General features: G+C 54.6%; 18 protein-coding genes. 3 read left to right on the top strand and 15 right to left on the bottom strand.

Annotated features, from left to right (window positions below; all coding sequences use genetic code 11):
- Nucleotides 1–192 precede the first annotated feature (192 nt).
- The 9 genes from M3G15_RS08795 to M3G15_RS08755 form a co-directional block, all read right to left on the bottom strand.
- Nucleotides 193–1,524, bottom strand: a complete 1,332-nt coding sequence (locus tag M3G15_RS08795; protein WP_009225819.1) for a pyrimidine-nucleoside phosphorylase — start codon at nucleotides 1,522–1,524, stop codon at nucleotides 193–195.
- A 21-nt stretch (nucleotides 1,525–1,545) separates the two neighbouring features.
- Nucleotides 1,546–2,382 (bottom strand): purine-nucleoside phosphorylase, encoded by an 837-nt coding sequence (locus M3G15_RS08790; RefSeq protein ID WP_009225818.1) that lies wholly within the window; start codon nucleotides 2,380–2,382, stop codon nucleotides 1,546–1,548.
- Nucleotides 2,383–2,433: 51 nt separating this feature from the next.
- Nucleotides 2,434–3,621 carry a phosphopentomutase gene (gene deoB, locus M3G15_RS08785; RefSeq protein ID WP_260070656.1) on the bottom strand — a complete coding sequence of 396 codons (1,188 nt, stop codon included), beginning with the start codon at nucleotides 3,619–3,621 and terminating at the stop codon, nucleotides 2,434–2,436.
- A gap of 33 nt (nucleotides 3,622–3,654) precedes the next feature.
- On the bottom strand, nucleotides 3,655–4,626 hold the full coding sequence (gene xerD / locus M3G15_RS08780) for a site-specific tyrosine recombinase XerD (RefSeq protein ID WP_260070655.1): 972 nt from the start codon (nucleotides 4,624–4,626) through the stop codon (nucleotides 3,655–3,657).
- 106 nt (nucleotides 4,627–4,732) lie between these two features.
- A complete protein-coding gene (locus M3G15_RS08775) occupies nucleotides 4,733–4,969 on the bottom strand; it encodes a DUF4227 family protein (protein WP_036645787.1) in 237 nt (78 codons plus the stop codon).
- A gap of 198 nt (nucleotides 4,970–5,167) precedes the next feature.
- Nucleotides 5,168–5,641 (bottom strand): ferric iron uptake transcriptional regulator, encoded by a 474-nt coding sequence (gene fur, locus M3G15_RS08770; RefSeq protein WP_009225814.1) that lies wholly within the window; start codon nucleotides 5,639–5,641, stop codon nucleotides 5,168–5,170.
- A gap of 227 nt (nucleotides 5,642–5,868) precedes the next feature.
- Nucleotides 5,869–6,495 carry a stage II sporulation protein M gene (gene spoIIM, locus M3G15_RS08765; RefSeq protein ID WP_260070654.1) on the bottom strand — a complete coding sequence of 209 codons (627 nt, stop codon included), beginning with the start codon at nucleotides 6,493–6,495 and terminating at the stop codon, nucleotides 5,869–5,871.
- Between the two features lie 99 nt (nucleotides 6,496–6,594).
- Complete coding sequence (locus M3G15_RS08760) at nucleotides 6,595–7,803, bottom strand: endonuclease Q family protein (RefSeq protein ID WP_009225812.1); 1,209 nt, start codon at nucleotides 7,801–7,803, stop codon at nucleotides 6,595–6,597.
- Complete coding sequence (locus M3G15_RS08755; protein ID WP_260070653.1) at nucleotides 7,800–8,366, bottom strand: NUDIX hydrolase; 567 nt, start codon at nucleotides 8,364–8,366, stop codon at nucleotides 7,800–7,802. The genes M3G15_RS08760 and M3G15_RS08755 overlap by 4 nt, the downstream gene beginning before the upstream one ends.
- Nucleotides 8,367–8,474: 108 nt before the next feature.
- On the opposite strand from M3G15_RS08755, the gene mciZ reads away from it, so the two are divergent.
- Together mciZ and M3G15_RS08745 are read left to right on the top strand one after the other, a co-directional pair.
- Nucleotides 8,475–8,654 carry a Z-ring formation inhibitor MciZ gene (mciZ, locus tag M3G15_RS08750; protein WP_009225810.1) on the top strand — a complete coding sequence of 60 codons (180 nt, stop codon included), beginning with the start codon at nucleotides 8,475–8,477 and terminating at the stop codon, nucleotides 8,652–8,654.
- A gap of 3 nt (nucleotides 8,655–8,657) precedes the next feature.
- A complete protein-coding gene (locus M3G15_RS08745) occupies nucleotides 8,658–9,221 on the top strand; it encodes a tetratricopeptide repeat protein (protein WP_260070652.1) in 564 nt (187 codons plus the stop codon).
- An 88-nt stretch (nucleotides 9,222–9,309) separates the two neighbouring features.
- Here the strand turns inward: M3G15_RS08745 and M3G15_RS08740 are convergent, their stop codons facing one another.
- Nucleotides 9,310–10,440 carry a M20/M25/M40 family metallo-hydrolase gene (locus M3G15_RS08740; protein WP_260070650.1) on the bottom strand — a complete coding sequence of 377 codons (1,131 nt, stop codon included), beginning with the start codon at nucleotides 10,438–10,440 and terminating at the stop codon, nucleotides 9,310–9,312.
- 75 nt (nucleotides 10,441–10,515) lie between these two features.
- On the opposite strand from M3G15_RS08740, the gene prli42 reads away from it, so the two are divergent.
- Nucleotides 10,516–10,614: a stressosome-associated protein Prli42 gene (gene prli42, locus M3G15_RS08735; RefSeq protein WP_085982549.1), complete on the top strand. Its 99-nt coding sequence runs from the start codon at nucleotides 10,516–10,518 to the stop codon at nucleotides 10,612–10,614.
- Between the two features lie 21 nt (nucleotides 10,615–10,635).
- Here the strand turns inward: prli42 and lipB are convergent, their stop codons facing one another.
- The 5 genes from lipB to lpdA all read right to left on the bottom strand — a co-directional run bounded on the left by lipB (nucleotide 10,636) and on the right by lpdA (nucleotide 16,332).
- Nucleotides 10,636–11,322 carry a lipoyl(octanoyl) transferase LipB gene (gene lipB, locus M3G15_RS08730; protein WP_260070649.1) on the bottom strand — a complete coding sequence of 229 codons (687 nt, stop codon included), beginning with the start codon at nucleotides 11,320–11,322 and terminating at the stop codon, nucleotides 10,636–10,638.
- Nucleotides 11,323–11,352: 30 nt separating this feature from the next.
- Nucleotides 11,353–12,750, bottom strand: coding sequence for a dihydrolipoamide acetyltransferase family protein (locus tag M3G15_RS08725; protein WP_009225806.1), 1,398 nt, complete (start codon nucleotides 12,748–12,750; stop codon nucleotides 11,353–11,355).
- 18 nt (nucleotides 12,751–12,768) lie between these two features.
- Nucleotides 12,769–13,755 (bottom strand): alpha-ketoacid dehydrogenase subunit beta, encoded by a 987-nt coding sequence (locus M3G15_RS08720; protein WP_260070648.1) that lies wholly within the window; start codon nucleotides 13,753–13,755, stop codon nucleotides 12,769–12,771.
- Nucleotides 13,756–13,757: 2 nt separating this feature from the next.
- The gene (locus M3G15_RS08715) at nucleotides 13,758–14,783 is read right to left on the bottom strand and encodes a thiamine pyrophosphate-dependent dehydrogenase E1 component subunit alpha (protein WP_036645781.1); all 1,026 of its coding nucleotides are present in this window, start codon (nucleotides 14,781–14,783) and stop codon (nucleotides 13,758–13,760) included.
- A gap of 127 nt (nucleotides 14,784–14,910) precedes the next feature.
- Nucleotides 14,911–16,332 (bottom strand): dihydrolipoyl dehydrogenase, encoded by a 1,422-nt coding sequence (lpdA, locus tag M3G15_RS08710; protein ID WP_260070647.1) that lies wholly within the window; start codon nucleotides 16,330–16,332, stop codon nucleotides 14,911–14,913.
- Between the last annotated feature and the right edge of the window lie 123 nt (nucleotides 16,333–16,455).

Genomic DNA, 16,455 nt, shown 5'->3' with positions numbered 1-16,455 from the left:
AAATAGAGGAACTTTTTACCCTTATTCTTCGGATGGAAGCGGAAATATCCCCGTTTGATCGTCTGCAGCCCAAAATAAGGCCATTCCATTCCTCTATTTCTCCATAAATCCTTCGTTCAGCGAAAATAAGGCCATTTTATACCGCTATTTCGTCATGCAACTTTCGGCTGTCCGGTGCAAATTCCGAACCGCTCAGAACCGCTTGATCCCGTCCGGCGTCACCAGCGCAAAAACCAGCGGCCGGCGCGGCACCTTCGTGCTGGAAATGCCGTAAGCGTTTAGAATGCGCCGCTCCGCCTCCGCGAGGCCTGCTTCATGGCTGCGGTTCAGATGCAGCACCGCCAGCGTTTCGCCCGCCTCAACCGGATCGCCGATTTTCTTGCGCAGCTCTACGCCGGCAGCCAAGTCGATGACGGATTCCTTCGTTTCCCGGCCCGCCCCAAGCATCATGGCGGCGAGGCCGATCTCCTCAGCCTGAATCGATTCAACAAATCCGCCCGCGGTCGCCTTCACGTCCACCTTCAGCTCCGCTTCCGGCAGCAGCTCTGGATGGTCGATCTGCTCCGTGTTTCCGCCTTGCGCCGCAACCATTTGCTTCAGCTTCTCCAGCGCTTGCCCGCTGTTGATCTGTTCGACCAGCATGGCTTTAGCCTCTTCCTCGCTCGACGCCTTGCCGCCGAGAATCAGCATGTGCGACGCCAGGATCAGGCAGACCTCCTCGAGATCGGCCGGGCCTTCCCCCCGCAGCGTTGCGACGGCTTCCTTGATCTCCAGCGCATTGCCGATCGCGTGACCGAGCGGTTGGTCCATGTCGCTGATCACGGCAACCGTGCGGCGGCCAACCTGCGTGCCGATATCAACCATGGCCTTGGCCAGACGGATCGAGTCCTCCAGCGTCTTCATGAACGCGCCGCTGCCGGTCTTGACGTCCAGCACAATGGCATCTGCGCCGGCGGCGATCTTCTTGCTCATGACGCTGCTGGCGATCAGCGGGATGGAATCCACCGTCGCGGTGACATCCCGCAGCGCATACAGCTTCTTGTCGGCTGGTGTCATATTGCCGCTTTGGCCGACGACCGCGAGGCCAATTTCGTTCACCTGGCGGAAAAATTGCTCCTTCGTAAGCTCTACAGAGAATCCCGAGATCGCTTCCAGCTTGTCGATCGTCCCGCCGGTATGCCCCAGCCCCCGGCCGGACATCTTCGCGACCGGCACGCCGGCAGCCGCCACGAGCGGGCCCAATACGACGGTTGTTTTATCGCCAACCCCGCCAGTCGAATGCTTGTCGACCTTAATGCCACGGATGGAGCCGAGGTCAATCGTATCCCCGGAACCGGCCATCGCCATCGTCAGGTCGGCCGTCTCCCGGGCGCTCATCCCTTGATAATAAACGGCCATCGCCCATGCGGACATTTGGTAGTCGGGGATCTGCCCCTCGCTGTACCCTTTGACCAAAAAGCCAATTTCCTCGCTCGTCAGCTCCTGGCCGTCCCTTTTTTTACGGATCAGATCTACCGCTCTCATCGCTCCCTGCCTCCGTTCTTCTTAAGCTTCGCCAATTTCCGGGATAATGGACAATACAAGGCTTAGAAACTTCTCGCGCACGCGCTCGGTCGTCTCCATAACCTCCTGGTGGGACAACGGCTGGTCCAAAATACCTGCCGCCATATTGCTGATGCAGGAAATCCCCAGCACCTCGATGCCGGCATGGCGGGCGACGATCGTTTCCGAAACGGTGGACATCCCTACCGCGTCAGCACCAAGCGTCCGCAGCATGCGGATTTCCGCAGGCGTCTCATAGGTTGGGCCCAGCAAGCCGGCATAGACGCCCTCTTGCAGAGGCACTCCTTTGTTTGCAGCGACCTTCCGTGCGATCTCACGCAGACGGCGGCTGTACGCTTGGGACATGTCCGGGAAGCGCGGTCCCAGCTCCTCGTCGTTTGGACCTACCAACGGATTACGGCCTGTGAGATTCAGATGGTCGGAGATCAGCATGAGATCCCCTGGCTCATAGGACGTGTTCACCCCACCAGCCGCGTTCGTGACCAGCAGCGTTGTAACACCCAGCTCCTTCATGACCCGTACCGGGAAAGCAGTCATTTCCGGCCCGTATCCTTCGTACATGTGGAAGCGGCCTTTCATCAGCACGACCGGCGTGCCTTGCACCGTCCCGATCAACAGTTCACCCGCGTGGCCTTCTACCGTCGACTGCGGAAAGAACGGGATATCGCGGTAGCTGATGCTGACCGGCTCCTCAATATGATCAGCCAATACGCCCAATCCAGAGCCCAGAATTAATCCTACCTTTGGCGTAAGCGTCGACCGGGAACGGATATAATCCGCTGCCTCCCGGATCATGCCAATGTTTAATGTCGTCGTCATATCAAAATCCTCCTGGTTCACAAGCTATAGATGACAGTTGAACTTCTACTCTTAAACGAGTTCATGTAAGAAGCTCTTTCCGTGCTCGGTTGCATGCACCCCGAAATTGTCGGCGATCGTCGCGGCCAAATCGGCATACGTTGCCCGGATGCCCAGGCTGCCCGGCTTTTTCAGGCTTGGCCCGTAAACAAGCAACGGCACGTATTCGCGGGTATGGTCCGTTCCGGCATGAATCGGATCGTTGCCGTGGTCGGCCGTAATGATCAGCAAGTCGTTCTCACCCACATTTTTCAACAAATCCGGTACCGCCGCATCAAACTCCTCCAACGCACGGGCGTAGCCCTGCGGGTCGCGACGATGGCCGTACAAGGAGTCGAAATCCACCAGGTTCGTGAACAGCATGCCGGTGAAATCCTGGCCGATCCGCTGCAGCGTTTCTTCGATCCCATGCTGGTTGCTCTTCGTTGGATACGAAGCGGTAATCCCTTCCCCGGAGAAAATATCGCCAATCTTCCCGATGGCTACCACTTCCTTGCCGGCATTTTTCAACGCGTTTAGTACTGTTGGTTCCGGCGGTTTTACCGCATAATCGTGGCGGTTTGGCGTGCGCTGGAAGTTGCCCGGTTGACCGATAAACGGACGGGCGATTACGCGCCCAACGGAATGCTCCGGCTCAAGCGTCAGCCGACGAGCGATTTCGCAAGCCCGGTACAGCTCCGGCAGCGGGATAATCTCTTCATGGGCCGCAATTTGAAATACGCTGTCCGCCGAGGTGTACACGATCCAGCTTCCGGTTTTCATATGCTCTTCCCCGAGCTCCACCAAAATTTCCGTACCGGAAGCCGGCTTGTTGCCGATGATTTTACGCCCCGTTTCCTGCTCGAAGCGAGCGATCAAATCACGCGGGAAGCCATTGGGATATGTTTGGAACGGAGTCTCGATCTTCAGACCCATCAGCTCCCAGTGGCCGGTCATCGTATCCTTGCCCGCAGAGATCTCAGCCATTTTACCGAAGTAAGCCAACGGCTCGTCCACTGGATCCAGATTCGGCAGCTCCGCGATATTCCCCAGTCCTAATTTTTGCAGGTTAGGCAGCTTAGTACCCGGTACGGTTTGCAAAATATGCCCCAGCGTATGCGCACCTTCGTCACCGAATTTTTTGGCGTCTGGCAGTTCGCCGATCCCCACGCTGTCGAGGACGATGACGGTCATTTTTCTAAAACGATTTCCATTTTCCATCTTCTATCACTCCTTTAATCTATGCAGCTATAGTTATCCCTTCCCAGAAGGAAAACCATTCTGACGATCCTTCGGGTCCCCTTCTTGTGTGGCTTCCGGCGCCATAGACTCCCGCATCGCCCGCGGATGAAAAGCGTCGTAGACCGTCTTCAGATTGGACCTTGAACGGCTTACATACATTTGAATCGTGGAAGCATCAGAATGCCCCAGCAGCTCCTGTACCGATCTCACGTCCGCCCCCCGCTCCAGCAGATGAACGGCGAAGGAATGGCGCAGCGTATGCGGCGTAATATCGGACGTAATCCCTGCTTCCTGGCCATACTTCTTCATCAGCTTCCAGAAGCCTTGGCGGCTAATCCGCCCGCCCCGACGGTTCGGGAAAAGAGCCGGGTTCTCCCTCTCATCCAGAATCAAATGGCTGCGTCCTTCCCTTAAATACAAATCAAGCCATTCCGCCGTCACTCCTCCAAACGGAAGAATGCGTTCCTTCCCCCGCTCCCCGGTGCAGCGGAGAAAATGAAGCTCCAGGTTCACGTCGTCCTTGTTCAGCGAGATCAGCTCGGATACGCGGATGCCGGTTGCATAGAGCAGCTCAAGCATGGCCTTGTCCCTTAAACCTAACGGCGTGTCGGGCTTTGGGGCTTCCAGCAGCCGTTCAGTTTCCTCCACGGTGAGGGTTTGCGGCGGTTTTTTTTCGACTTTGGGCATTTCCAGCATGATGAAGGGATCCTGCTCAATCCGTCGTTCCTGCAGTAAATACCGAAAGAAAGCGCGAAGGGTGACAGACACGCGTTGAATCGTTGCCGGCGCCTTGCCGAGATCTTTCAAGTAAGCGAAATAGAGCAAGATGCCCGCACGGGTCACTTGGCGATAATCGCTGATCTGCTTCGATTGCAAATAGCTTATGTACTGCTTGAGATCCCGCGCATAGGACTCCCGCGTTGCTTCACTTAATCCCCGTTGCCCGGCCAAAAACGAAATAAAAGAGGCCGCATCCCGTTCCATGCGCTGCGCCTCCTTTCTTGGTTATCAAATGCAATATCTTCAGCCATCCGCCTTGATTACTATTTCCACATCCCTGCGAAATTTCCCTGCTCCCCCTGACAATGAACTACTCTCCATACCAGAAAAATAATTTCAGCCTCTCCGTCATGGTCTCCATCATGTTATTTCCGGGTACGCCTTCATAAAATACTTTCACCGCAGAGCCTTCGGGAACGCGGTACTTGTCCTCACGAAATAGGTAATCGTCCAGCAGTCCTAGCGCCTTATAAAAAGTATACGCAAGTGCGACAAACAGGATCAAATATTTCCCTGTTCTGAGCCATTTTCGAAGCGAGATGACCATGAGCCCCACCCTCTCTATCATTTGTGGAGGCGCCCGATTATCTGCTAGGACGCCCTATGTATTAAGTATATAGAGAGAGACTAGGGAGTATGCGGAAATGACTTCATAGGTTATGCGGCTTATGCCGCGTTTCCCCTCGTGCGAGGCAACGTAAAAAGCTCCCTACGGCAGGGCCGTAAAGAGCTCGGCTTAACGAAGTTATTTCTTATTGTCTGTTCCAGGCGAATCGTTGTTCTTGTCCTTGCATCGGTAACAAATGCCTTGAAAATCCAACCGGTGATCCAGCACCGTAAAATTGAATTCCTTCTCCAAGCGTTCCTCGAGCGGTCCAAGCCAATCCTCGCGGATTTCATCCATTGCCCCACACTGAACACAGATCAAATGGTGGTGATGATGTTTGGTCGTATCGGTACGCAAGTCGTACCGGGCTACACCGTCGCCGAAGTTGATCTTCTCCACAACGTGAAGCTCGCTGAGCAATTCCAATGTTCGATAGACCGTGGCCAGGCCGATCTCCGGCGCCTTGTCTTTGACGAGCATGAAAACATCTTCCGCACTAAGATGATCGTCTTCATTTTCGAGCAAAACGCGTACCGTGGCTTCCCGCTGGGGCGTCAATTTGTAACCGTGGGATTGTAACTGCTGTTTGATTTTTTCGATCTTTGCTTCCATGTTATCCCTCCCCAGCCTTGCCGCACATCCAATAAGTTCATGACCACTTCTTTCATTATAGGGGGAGATATTCAACAAAGTCAAACATTTTGGTAGATTGCAAAATCTTGAGGATGGCACATCACCAGGATGTCACAATTTAATAGAACGTGCTAGGAAAAACGAATATCCCCCGACTAGGCCAGCAGCCAGGTGCGGGGGATTTATTTTCCTACACAAGCATGAATTCAAGCAATCAATGGCGTAACCCAGCTCATCATCACCGGAGTCACCCACGTTTCGAAGGAAGAGATGGCGAGTAGCACCGCAGCCATGGCCAGCGTCAGCCCTGTATACGACAGGAAAGGCCGGGTGGCTTGGCCGGGACGGCTCATTAACACACGCGAGCGAATGATGTTGAGCGAGAAGCTCACCGCTGCGACGCTGGCGATCAGCAGGGCCGGAATCACGATCAGATTGTGCGGCGCTACGGACACGAGGGCGAATAGCAGCCCCTTCCAGGTATATTGGCCAACCAGATAGCCAACTGTAAAGCCGATCAATACTCCTTTTAGAAAATCGAGAATTAAGATCCCTGGGAGTCCGATCACGGATAATCCCAATAGCCAGATCAAGCCAAGCCATTTTAAATGCAAGGCAGCGACTTGCCAGAACATCATCGGCTGAAACTCGAACCCGCCTTCATTGATCGATAGAAAGAAATCACCCAAATACCGGGAGATATCCTGTTGTTGTTCCAACGTTAATGCGTTGACCATCAGCGCGCCGAATACGACGCCCATTAAAAACAGCACGGAAACAAAAACATATAGCGGCGTTTGGTCTTTGAGTGCATGACGAATGGGGTGCAGCATCGAATTTTGCCTCCTAGCTTGTTCTATAGGGTCTTATCCTATCCCTATGAACAAGCCTGCTCGCTTATGCCTGCCGCTTGCCGGACCACCACCTGCAGATTAAGACTTTTTCACTTTGCCATAGATTCCGCCGCCTCCGGCGCTAAGTTCGAGCCTACCGCTGCGGGCCATGCCAATAAGTTGGGCCAGTTCCGCTCCCACCGCTTCAGCCAGCTCCGCCTCCGGCACATGATGCAGGATGTTCATCTCCGTGCCGAACCGCTCCAGCAGCAGCTCTAATTTCGCCGGCCCAAGGCCGGGGATAAACTCCAGGGGAACCTGGTAATGATACGGCGGACGATGAAGCGGTACGCTGGGCTCAGATCGATCTGCGATTGAGCGGATGCGGTCAAGCACACCCCGCACCAGCTTCGGGCTGCCGCAATAAGGACATCGCTCCACGTTGGCTTCTGCCTCATCGATGATATAGTTGCAGTTGCTGCAGTAGGTCCGGTGGTATTTGCCAAGGCGGGGGTTCAGCCCGTAATTCCCGGCCACTAGGCGCCCCTCCTCGCGCCGCAGCGCCTTAGCGAATTCAAGATAGCTCGCTTCCTTCAGCCGCAGCTCATTGTATTCCCGCCCGATTTTGCCCAGCGAGTGAGCGTCGGAATTGGTTAAGATCGGAAAAGGATCGAGCTCGCTGATCAATCCAGCCATCTCCGTATCGGCGCTGAGCCCCAGCTCCACCGCGCTAATTAGAGAAAGATCCAAAACATCCGACATCCGGGGGGCACAGCTTCCGTAAATGCTGCGATGCGGCGTGAAAATATGGGCGGGAATGATCATACCACCGCGGGCATACACCTCCTCCTGCAGCGTGACCGCCGGAGCGTACACGCGCTGCGAGCTTAGCCCAACATTCTTCATCCTTGGCTTCAGCCAATCCGTAAAGCCACGAATCGTCTCCAGGTGCGGGAAAAAAGCAAGCAAATGCGCCGGCCCCATCCCCGGTTCACGGATTTCCAGCTCGCAGCCCAGCAAAATCGTCGTCCCCTGATAGGTGATGCCGCCATCCTTCAGTTCCTGCATCTCCCCCTGCTCCAGGCACCGGTCGATATCCTCCTGTACCCCGGGGGCATGACAGTCAATGATGCCAACAAGCCCGATGCCCTTGCGTTGCGAAGCCTCCCTGGCGATTCCAGCGAAGGTCAGATCACGGCTGCCGCTAATCTTCACCGGCTCCCCCCGCCCGGTTCGTCCGATGTGAATATGCAAATCGGCGAAAACGGTCGTAAGCGCGGCCGAGGTTGTTGTGGAGCTCGAACTCATGGTCTTGCCTCTGCCTGTGCGCGAGCATCCTTAAGCTGCCAAATATACACCGCCATAATCGTTTTGGCATCCGCAATCCGCCCTTCCGCAATCAGGCCAAGTGCCTCCTCCAGCGTCACTTCCTGAACCTCAAGGAATTCGTCAACATCCGGCGACATTTCTCCTGGACTCAACTGCTCGGCCAAATAGAGATGGATAATCTCATCTGCGAACCCCGGCGAAGTATAGAATGAGTGCAAATGCGTCAATTTATCGCAGCGATACCCGGTCTCCTCCTGCAGCTCACGGACCGCCGCTTCCGCAGGATCTTCCCCTGGTTCCAATTTGCCCGCAGGAATCTCCAATTCACACCGGCCCATCGCCTGGCGATATTGGTCCACCAGCAGCAATCGTCCCTCATGCACCGCCAGCACGGCGACCGCACCCGGATGCTTCACAATTTCACGGGTTGCCGTCGTTCCGTCCGGCAGCTTGACGGTATCAATTTGCAGGGAGATCACTCTCCCCTGAAAGACCGGCTCTGTCGAAACCGTGGTTTCCTTTAATTTATCGTTGGCTGCCATTTCTTTTTCCTCCCTTAATCGAGTCATCAACCGTTCCAACCATACATAACTTGTCCGCACCGGACATATGGTGTTATTATACCAAACCGTTCGGAAAGGAGCCCCCTTATGAAAAGCTATTTCACGGAAGACCGTGTACGCGCTCAGGGCAAAGCTTGGCAGATTCGCCTTCTGCTGTCCCAATGGAAAAAAGAATCAGGACGTGACGTAAAAATCACCGATTTGATTCATTCCTATCAAAATAGTTATTCAATTAAGGGAAATCCGGTTAATAAAAGGAGGGGGTGAATTATGCGCAGTCCTACCGGACAGCCTAAAAATATGGGAAAACTCGTAGAAATGATCCAGAACGCCGTATCCACAGGTCAGATTGACGTTGCTGAACAGCTGGCGGGGCAGATGGACAATTATTTGCTTAGCGAGCTGATCCAATCTTTATATAAAGAAGGTTATGTCGCACTAGCCAAAGAACGGCTACTGCAGATCGAACCTCGGTTGCTTCGCGAGCCCACTCCCCCCTTTTTGGAGCTAAGCCTGATTTGGGCGGAAATTTGCTACGATGAGAGACAATACGAAGAAGCCGCTCCCATCTTTGAAGCGCTTGCCGAGCGGAATCCCGATTTCGCAGCGGCTCGTTTCGGCGCAGCCTCCTGTTACTTGCAGCAGGCGATCGCCAATCTGGAGCGACGAATCCAACTGTATCACCCGCCTAAATCGGAGCAGGAGAAAATTTGCAAATATTTAGACGACTTCCACCAAGCTCTGAACTTAATTCAAGCTACAGGCTGGCATACCGAGTGGAGTCCTGCGCAGGTTCGTCACTTCCCGGCCAAACCGTCTACTCGACTGCATTAATGCGAACCAATCCGGGGAACAGCCGTCATCCTGCAAAAAAAAGCCCGGTGCGAAATGGCGCACCGGGCATTCTGACATCCTTAAGGGATCAAGAAGAGGATACCGATTGACGAACGATCTCCAGCGCAAACTGCGCAGTTTTGACGAGATCGTCCTTCTTGATTCTTTCATTGGTTGTATGGATGTCCTCATAGCCGATCGCCAGATTCACCGTTGGAATCCCCAGGCTGTTAAAGATGTTCGCGTCGCTGCCGCCGCCCGTCGTAAACGTCGTTCCCGCAAGTCCGAGCGCAGCCGCCGCTTGCTTAGCGATCCGCAGAACGGGAGCCTCCTCCGGGATCCGGAACGCTCGGTACAGCACCTCACTGCGGAATTCCCCCTTGGCTCCAAAGTCGCGGCATGCGGATTCCACCGCTTCTTTCATGTCCTGCAGCTGCTTATCGACCTTCTCTTGGGACATGCTACGCGCTTCGCCATATAAAATGACGTGATCCGGAACGATGTTCGTCGCGCCGCCACCTTCAAACTTGCCGATGTTGGCGGTTGTCTCCGAGTCAATACGCCCGAGCTTCATACGAGCCAGCGCCTTGCCGGCTACCTGAATGGCACTGATGCCGTCTTCCGGATTGACCCCGGCATGGGCCGCTTTGCCGTAGATCTCGATTTCAACCCGTGCCTGCGTGGGTGCGCCAACACAAATCGTGCCCACTTCACCGCCGGTGTCAATCGCGAACCCGAACTTCGAATCGACATACTGCGCCTCCAGCGCCCGCGCTCCGCGCAGGCTCGATTCCTCGCCAGCCGAGATGACAAACTGGATTTGACCGTGCGGAATTTGCTTCTCCTGCAGGACTTGAATCAGCTCCAGCAGCACCGCCACACCCGCTTTGTCGTCCGCTCCGAGGATCGTCGTGCCGTCGCTGCGAATCCATCCGTCCTCCCCAACAACCGGTTTAATCCCCTTGCCTGGGGTGACGGTATCCATGTGGCAGGTGAACAGGAAGGGTTCAGCGAACACGCCTTCACTGGCTTTTAACGTGGCGATCAGGTTCCCGGCGCCATGTCCCGTCACTGCCTGCGAACCGTCCTCCACAACGTCCAGTCCCAATTCGCTGAATTTCCGTTTTAACACATCGGCAATTTGGCGCTCATGCTTCGTTTCGCTGTCAATCTGCACCAGCTCCAGAAATTGTCCGATGAGGCGTTCCTCGTTAATCATTGGACTTTCCCCGCTTTCTTCGATACGATAATAAGAGTGAGAATAATATACGTTTAAGTCAAAGGAGTTACCACTATGCGTAAAAATCGGATGAGATTCGTCGTATATTTGATGTTGTTTGCCATGCTGGCTTCAACGCTGATCGCTTTCCTTGAGCCCTTCTTCATTCGATAATCAGCCCGCTTTGGGGGCGGATTAGGCCTCGACCCAAGCCCCCAAACGCCCAAATACCGCGTTAAACTTCGGTACGATCTCCTTCGCGACTTGCTCAACCGTAAATGAGCGGCCGGTCACGTCTTCCAACGAGGTCACCCCGTATTCTTGAATCCCGCAAGGAATGATTCCGCGAAAGCCTTCCTCTTGAATGCCGGACTTCACATTAAAAGCAAACCCGTGACTGGTAATAAAACCTCGATGATGCCTGCATTTGTTGAACTTTACGCCAATCGCGCAAATTTTCACGTCGCCAACCCACACCCCGGTGTACTCCGGTTTACGTGAGCCTTCGATGCCAAACTCCGCCAAATAATCGATGATCACCTGCTCCAGCTGGCGCAGGTAACCATGCAAATCCAGCCCACGCCCGGCCTCTAACCGAAGCAGCGGATAGCCAACAAGCTGCCCGGGGCCATGATATGTAATATCTCCCCCGCGATCGATTTCAAACACGGCAATGCCCCGCTCCTGCAGCTGCTCAGGGCTAAGAAGCAAATGCTCAGGATGGTTCTGGGAGCCAATCGTATAGGTCGGCGGATGCTGCAACAGCAGCAGGTGTTCTCCCTGCTGCTGCGCATCCATCTCTTTAATGAGCCGTTTCTGCAAATCCCAGGCTTCCCCATATTCCATCATCGGATAATAGCGTACTGTCAAGCCTTCGTTCATCGCATTGTCGCCTCGATTCTCTCGTTACGTTCAATACACCTGCGTGTCCAAATTGTAGCTTTCCATATTTTCCTTCACCCGCTGCATAAAGCGGCCGCAAATCACTCCGTCCAAAATCCGGTGGTCCAAGGACAAGCAGAGATTGGCCATCGAACGGACGGCGATCATATCGTTGATCACAACCGGCCGCTTCACGATCGATTCAAACGTCAGGATCGCGGCTTGCGGATAATTGATAATCGGCTGCGTCAAAATCGAACCAAAGGAACCGGTATTATTCACCGTAAACGTCCCGCCCTGCATATCATCCAGCTTCAGCTTGCCGGAGCGGACCTTCGTTGCCAGCTCCTCGATTTCCCGCGCCAGGCCGGCGATATTTTTCTGATCGGCCTTCTTGATGACCGGCGTCAGCACCGAATCCTCGGTTCCAACCGCCAAGGAGATGTTGATATCGCGTTTGACGATGATCTTGTCCACCGCCCACACCGAGTTCATGATCGGATAATCCTTGATCGCTCCCACAACCGCCTTCAGCAGGAAAGCCAGGTAGGTCAGGTTGACGCCTTCCTTCTGCATAAATTCCTGCTTGATCTTGTTGCGCAGCTGCACCAGGTTGGTCACGTCGACCTCGATCATCATCCAGCCATGCGGAATTTCCGATACGCTTTGGCGCATCCGGGTTGCGATCGTGTTGCGGATCGGGGTTACGTCGATAAAATACTCGGAACGGTCGCCCCCTTCCACTTCGATGGTTGGGATCGGCGGGTTCTCCGTCAAGTGCAAGCCGGAATGGCGTACCGGTCCCGGAGCATCGTTGATTACGGCCGGGATGACGCGTTGCGGCGCCGGCGCAGCCGAAGGCGCTGCTTGCGCTGTCTGCGATGGCACGGACGGTGCTGCTGCTGGCGTCGTTGCCGGTGCTGCGGGTGTGGCAACACCCCCGCGACCGCCTTGCTCGATGTAAGCCAGCACATCCTTCCGCGTAATCCGTCCGCCAAGCCCTGTACCCGTAATTTGCCGTAGATCAATTCCGTGTTGAGCGGCCAGCGTCTGCACGGCCGGCGAATACCGGTGGCGCTGCGAGTGATCGGACTGTTCCCCCGCGCTTGCCGCACCGGCAGCCGGACGGGCAGCTTCGTTTACCGCTGGGTCGCCTGCTGGCGTATCAGTCGCATTCGCCGTCTCGATCCGGCAGATCACCGCGCCAACCTGAACCTCTTGCCCTTCCTCCGCCAGCAGCTCGCCCATCACACCTTCGACCGTCGAAGGGATTTCCGCATTTACTTTGTCCGTAATGACCTCAAGAATCGGCTCGTATTGCTCGACTGGATCCCCCGGCTTCTTCAGCCATTTCCCGATCGTAGCCGAGACGAGCGATTCGGCGAGCTGGGGTAATTGCACGTCTATCAATGTTTTATTGGATGACATTAGTATCCTCACTCCCAATCAATAAAGCGCCAATTGAAGCATCGCTTCTTTGACTTTATCTTTGCTAAGCATAAAGAACTTCTCCATCGGAGGGCTAATCGGCATCGCCGGAACGTCCGGTCCGCACAGTCTTGCAATAGGAGCATCCAACTCGAACAGGCACTCTTCAGAAATAATAGCCGAAACTTCTGCACCAATACCGCCGGTTTTATTATCCTCATGGATAATCAGAACCTTGCCCGTCTTGCGGGCCGCTTCAATAATGGCTTCGCGGTCCAGAGGCTGCAGCGTGCGCAAATCAAGAATGTGGGAGCTGATCCCTTTCTCTGCCGCCAGCTCTTCCGCAGCCTGCATGGCAAAATGCAGCGGCAAGCTGTAACCGATGATCGTAATGTCATCGCCTTCCCGCAGCACCTTCGCTTTGCCGATAGGGACGATATAATCGTCCTCCGGCACGTCTTCCTTGATCAGCTTGTAGCATTTCTTGTTCTCAAAGAACAACACCGGATCAGGGTCGCGAATCGCTGCTTTCAACAAGCCCTTGGCGTCATAAGCCGAATAAGGCGCAACGATCTTCAGCCCCGGTGTTCCAAAGAATATCGATTCCGGACATTGGGAATGGTAAAGTCCCCCAAAGATCCCGCCGCCGATTGGAGCGCGGACTACAACCGGGCAGTTCCAGTCGTTGTTGGAACGATAGCGGATTTTCGCCGCTTCGTTGATAATCTGGTTCGTTGCAGGCAGCATAAAGTCCGAATACTGCATTTCTGCGATCGGCTTCATCCCGTACATAGCTGCGCCAATCGCAACGCCGGCGATCGCCGATTCCGCAAGCGGCGTATCGATGACGCGCATTTCACCGAACTGCTCCTGCAGCCCTTTCGTTGTCGTGAACACGCCGCCCTTGACGCCGACGTCTTCCCCCAGAACAAACACGCTTTCGTCCCGCTCCATTTCTTCCTTCATGGCCAGACGAATCGCGTCGATATACTCCATCACCGGCATGATTATTGCTCCTCCCCTTCGCTGGCATATACATGCAGCAGCGTGTCTTCCGGCCGCGGGAACGGCGCGTTGTCAGCCGCTTCCACCGCTTCCTTCAGCTGTTGTTGGATATCCCGCAACAGCGCTTCGTCCTGCTCCTCGCTCCATATGCCGGTTTCGATCAGGTACGACTTCATTTTGGGGATACCGTCTTTTTTCCAATTCTCTTCCACTTCTTCCTTCGTCCGGTACGCCAGATCATTGTCCGACGTCGAGTGCGGAGACAGGCGGTACATCATCGCTTCGATCAGCGTTGGCCCTTCGCCGCGAACTGCGCGTTCCCGCGCTTCCTTCACAACTCGGTATACCTCCAGCGCATCGTTGCCATCTACGCGAACCCCCGGGAATCCATAGCCTTGAGCCCGATCCACCACGCGGCCGCCTAACTGCTTCTTCACCGGTACGGAAATGGCATATTGGTTATTTTCGCACAGGAAGATAACCGGCAGCTTCTGAACCCCAGCAAAGTTTAAACCTTCGTGAAAATCGCCCTGATTGCTGGAGCCTTCGCCAAACGTGACGTAAGAAACGATGTCCTTCTTTTGCATTTTCGCCGCCAAGGCGACGCCGACGGCATGGGGAACTTGAGTGGTTACCGGACTGGAACCGGTCACGATACGCAGCCGTTTGCTGCCGAAATGTCCCGGCATCTGACGGCCGCCGCTGTTCGGGTCACCCGCTTTGGCAAATGTCGAAAGCATCAATTCTGTCAGCGACATGCCAACGGCCAGCACAAAGCCGTAGTCCCGGTAGTAAGGCAGGAAATAGTCGCGCTCGCGATCCAGCGCAAAGGCCGCAGCAACCTGCGTGGTCTCCTGACCGATCCCAGAAACGTGGAAATTGATTTTCCCGGCCCGCTGCAGCAACAGGTTGCGCTCGTCGAATTTGCGTGCGGTCACCATATATCTGTACATCTCAATGACTTCTGCATCCGTTAGTCCGAGTTGCTTATGTTTTGGCTCGGTTTGAACTACACTTTTGGCATTCATGGGAGTTACCTCCTTTGATTGGGGCATTACATAGCTTAATATTAACACCAGGTACTAAGACTTGGAATAAGTTTATTATAATCGTTTTACAGTGAAAAAGAAAACATTCATCTTTTCGCCCGTTGCCTCAAGCGTTTAAGGAGTTCCCGTCCACGGCCAGTGCCGCTTCCCCGATAATTTCCGCCAGCGTCGGATGAGCGAAGGTCACTTGTCCAACTTCCCAAGGCGTCGCATCCAGCACCTGGGCCAGTGCCGCTTGGCTGATCAGCTCCGTCACATGCGGCCCGATCATCTGCATGCCGAGAATATCATTGGTGCGGGCATCGGCCACCATCTTCACAAATCCTTCGGTTTCGCCATGCACCAGCGCCTTCCCGATCGCCGAGAACGGAACCTTGCCGATTTTAACCTCCAGCCCTTTGGCCTTCGCTTCTTTGGCGGTGATTCCAACCGAAGCAACCTCGGGGCGGGTGTACACACAGCGCGGAATATGGCTTTCTTGATAACCGTGCGAAGCCTCCCCGGCTAAATGATGGACGGCAGTTAACCCCTCATGGCTGGCAGCATGCGCCAGTTGAAGACCGCCGATGCAGTCGCCAATGGCGTAAATATGCGGTTCCGTGGTTTGCATAAATTCATTTACCCGAATGAAGCCGCGTTCTAACCCGATGTCGGTATTTTCGAGTCCTATATTCTCCACGTTGGCCTGGCGTCCGATCGATACCAGCAGCTTGTCTGCTTCGAGGCGGATCGATTCGTCCCCTCGCTTCGCAGATATTTGTACCCGGTTATTGCCGATTTCTAAGGAACCGGGATCGACCGAAACCCCTGTGATCACTTGAATGCCGCGGCGTTGCAGCTGTTTCTGCAATTCGCGGGCAACGTCCTCGTCTTCCGCCGGCAGCAGCTGATCCGCTGCTTCCACCACGGTCACCTGCACGCCAAAATCGTTTAGTAGCGACGCCCATTCAACCCCGATGACGCCGCCTCCCACAATCAGCATCGAGCCGGGAAGCTCGGATAGCTGCAGCGCTTCATCGCTGCTAAGAATATAATTCCCGTCCGGCTCAAGCCCCGGCAGCATCCGTGGTCGAGATCCTGTGGCGATGATCAAGTTGGTTGGCACGACCGTCTCCATTTCACCATCCGGAAGTTCCACCGCAACAGCTCCGCTTTTTGGAGAGAAAATCGACGGCCCAATCACCCGCCCATTCCCTTGGATGACACGGATTTTATGTTTACGCATCAAATATAGGACCCCTTTATGCAGTTGATCCACGATGCTTTGCTTTCTTTCCTGCACTTTCGGGAATACCAGCGTCACGCCGTTAGTCTCGATGCCGTAGCTTGCGCTATCCTTCATTTGCGCGTAGAGCTCCGCACTGCGCAGCAGCGCTTTGCTTGGGATACAACCTCGATGCAGACAGGTCCCTCCCAACTTGTCCCGCTCAATAATTACAACGTCTTTCCCCAGTTGCGCGGCGCGAATGGCTGCGATATATCCGCCAGTCCCTCCGCCCAACACTGCTACATCACAAGTAATTGCCATAATCGATCTCCACCCATTCTATCAATTCAGTCACTTTCCCCTATTTTACCTTGTTTTTCCGTTATTACAAATCAAAGCCGTAAATAGACATCCCCTCAGGAAAAAGGTATGATATTTTTAACA

Source organism: Paenibacillus sp. p3-SID1389 (genome assembly GCF_025151705.1).
In the GTDB taxonomy this organism is placed as follows: Bacteria; Bacillota; Bacilli; order Paenibacillales; family Paenibacillaceae; genus Fontibacillus; species Fontibacillus phoenicis.
This window is presented reverse-complemented; position numbering and strand designations above follow the sequence as displayed.

Excerpts from the sequence above, each read along its gene's own strand:
- M3G15_RS08795 (WP_009225819.1), bottom strand. The coding sequence starts at position 1,524 with ATGAGAGCGGTAGATCTGATCCGTAAAAAAAGGGACGGCCAGGAGCTG.
- M3G15_RS08790 (WP_009225818.1), bottom strand. The coding sequence starts at position 2,382 with ATGACGACGACATTAAACATTGGCATGATCCGGGAGGCAGCGGATTAT.
- deoB (WP_260070656.1), bottom strand. The coding sequence starts at position 3,621 with ATGGAAAATGGAAATCGTTTTAGAAAAATGACCGTCATCGTCCTCGAC.
- xerD (WP_260070655.1), bottom strand. The coding sequence starts at position 4,626 with ATGGAACGGGATGCGGCCTCTTTTATTTCGTTTTTGGCCGGGCAACGG.
- M3G15_RS08775 (WP_036645787.1), bottom strand. The coding sequence starts at position 4,969 with ATGGTCATCTCGCTTCGAAAATGGCTCAGAACAGGGAAATATTTGATC.
- fur (WP_009225814.1), bottom strand. The coding sequence starts at position 5,641 with ATGGAAGCAAAGATCGAAAAAATCAAACAGCAGTTACAATCCCACGGT.
- spoIIM (WP_260070654.1), bottom strand. The coding sequence starts at position 6,495 with ATGCTGCACCCCATTCGTCATGCACTCAAAGACCAAACGCCGCTATAT.
- M3G15_RS08760 (WP_009225812.1), bottom strand. The coding sequence starts at position 7,803 with ATGAGTTCGAGCTCCACAACAACCTCGGCCGCGCTTACGACCGTTTTC.
- M3G15_RS08755 (WP_260070653.1), bottom strand. The coding sequence starts at position 8,366 with ATGGCAGCCAACGATAAATTAAAGGAAACCACGGTTTCGACAGAGCCG.
- mciZ (WP_009225810.1), top strand. The coding sequence starts at position 8,475 with ATGAAAAGCTATTTCACGGAAGACCGTGTACGCGCTCAGGGCAAAGCT.
- M3G15_RS08745 (WP_260070652.1), top strand. The coding sequence starts at position 8,658 with ATGCGCAGTCCTACCGGACAGCCTAAAAATATGGGAAAACTCGTAGAA.
- M3G15_RS08740 (WP_260070650.1), bottom strand. The coding sequence starts at position 10,440 with ATGATTAACGAGGAACGCCTCATCGGACAATTTCTGGAGCTGGTGCAG.
- prli42 (WP_085982549.1), top strand. The coding sequence starts at position 10,516 with ATGCGTAAAAATCGGATGAGATTCGTCGTATATTTGATGTTGTTTGCC.
- lipB (WP_260070649.1), bottom strand. The coding sequence starts at position 11,322 with ATGAACGAAGGCTTGACAGTACGCTATTATCCGATGATGGAATATGGG.
- M3G15_RS08725 (WP_009225806.1), bottom strand. The coding sequence starts at position 12,750 with ATGTCATCCAATAAAACATTGATAGACGTGCAATTACCCCAGCTCGCC.
- M3G15_RS08720 (WP_260070648.1), bottom strand. The coding sequence starts at position 13,755 with ATGCCGGTGATGGAGTATATCGACGCGATTCGTCTGGCCATGAAGGAA.
- M3G15_RS08715 (WP_036645781.1), bottom strand. The coding sequence starts at position 14,783 with ATGAATGCCAAAAGTGTAGTTCAAACCGAGCCAAAACATAAGCAACTC.
- lpdA (WP_260070647.1), bottom strand. The coding sequence starts at position 16,332 with ATGGCAATTACTTGTGATGTAGCAGTGTTGGGCGGAGGGACTGGCGGA.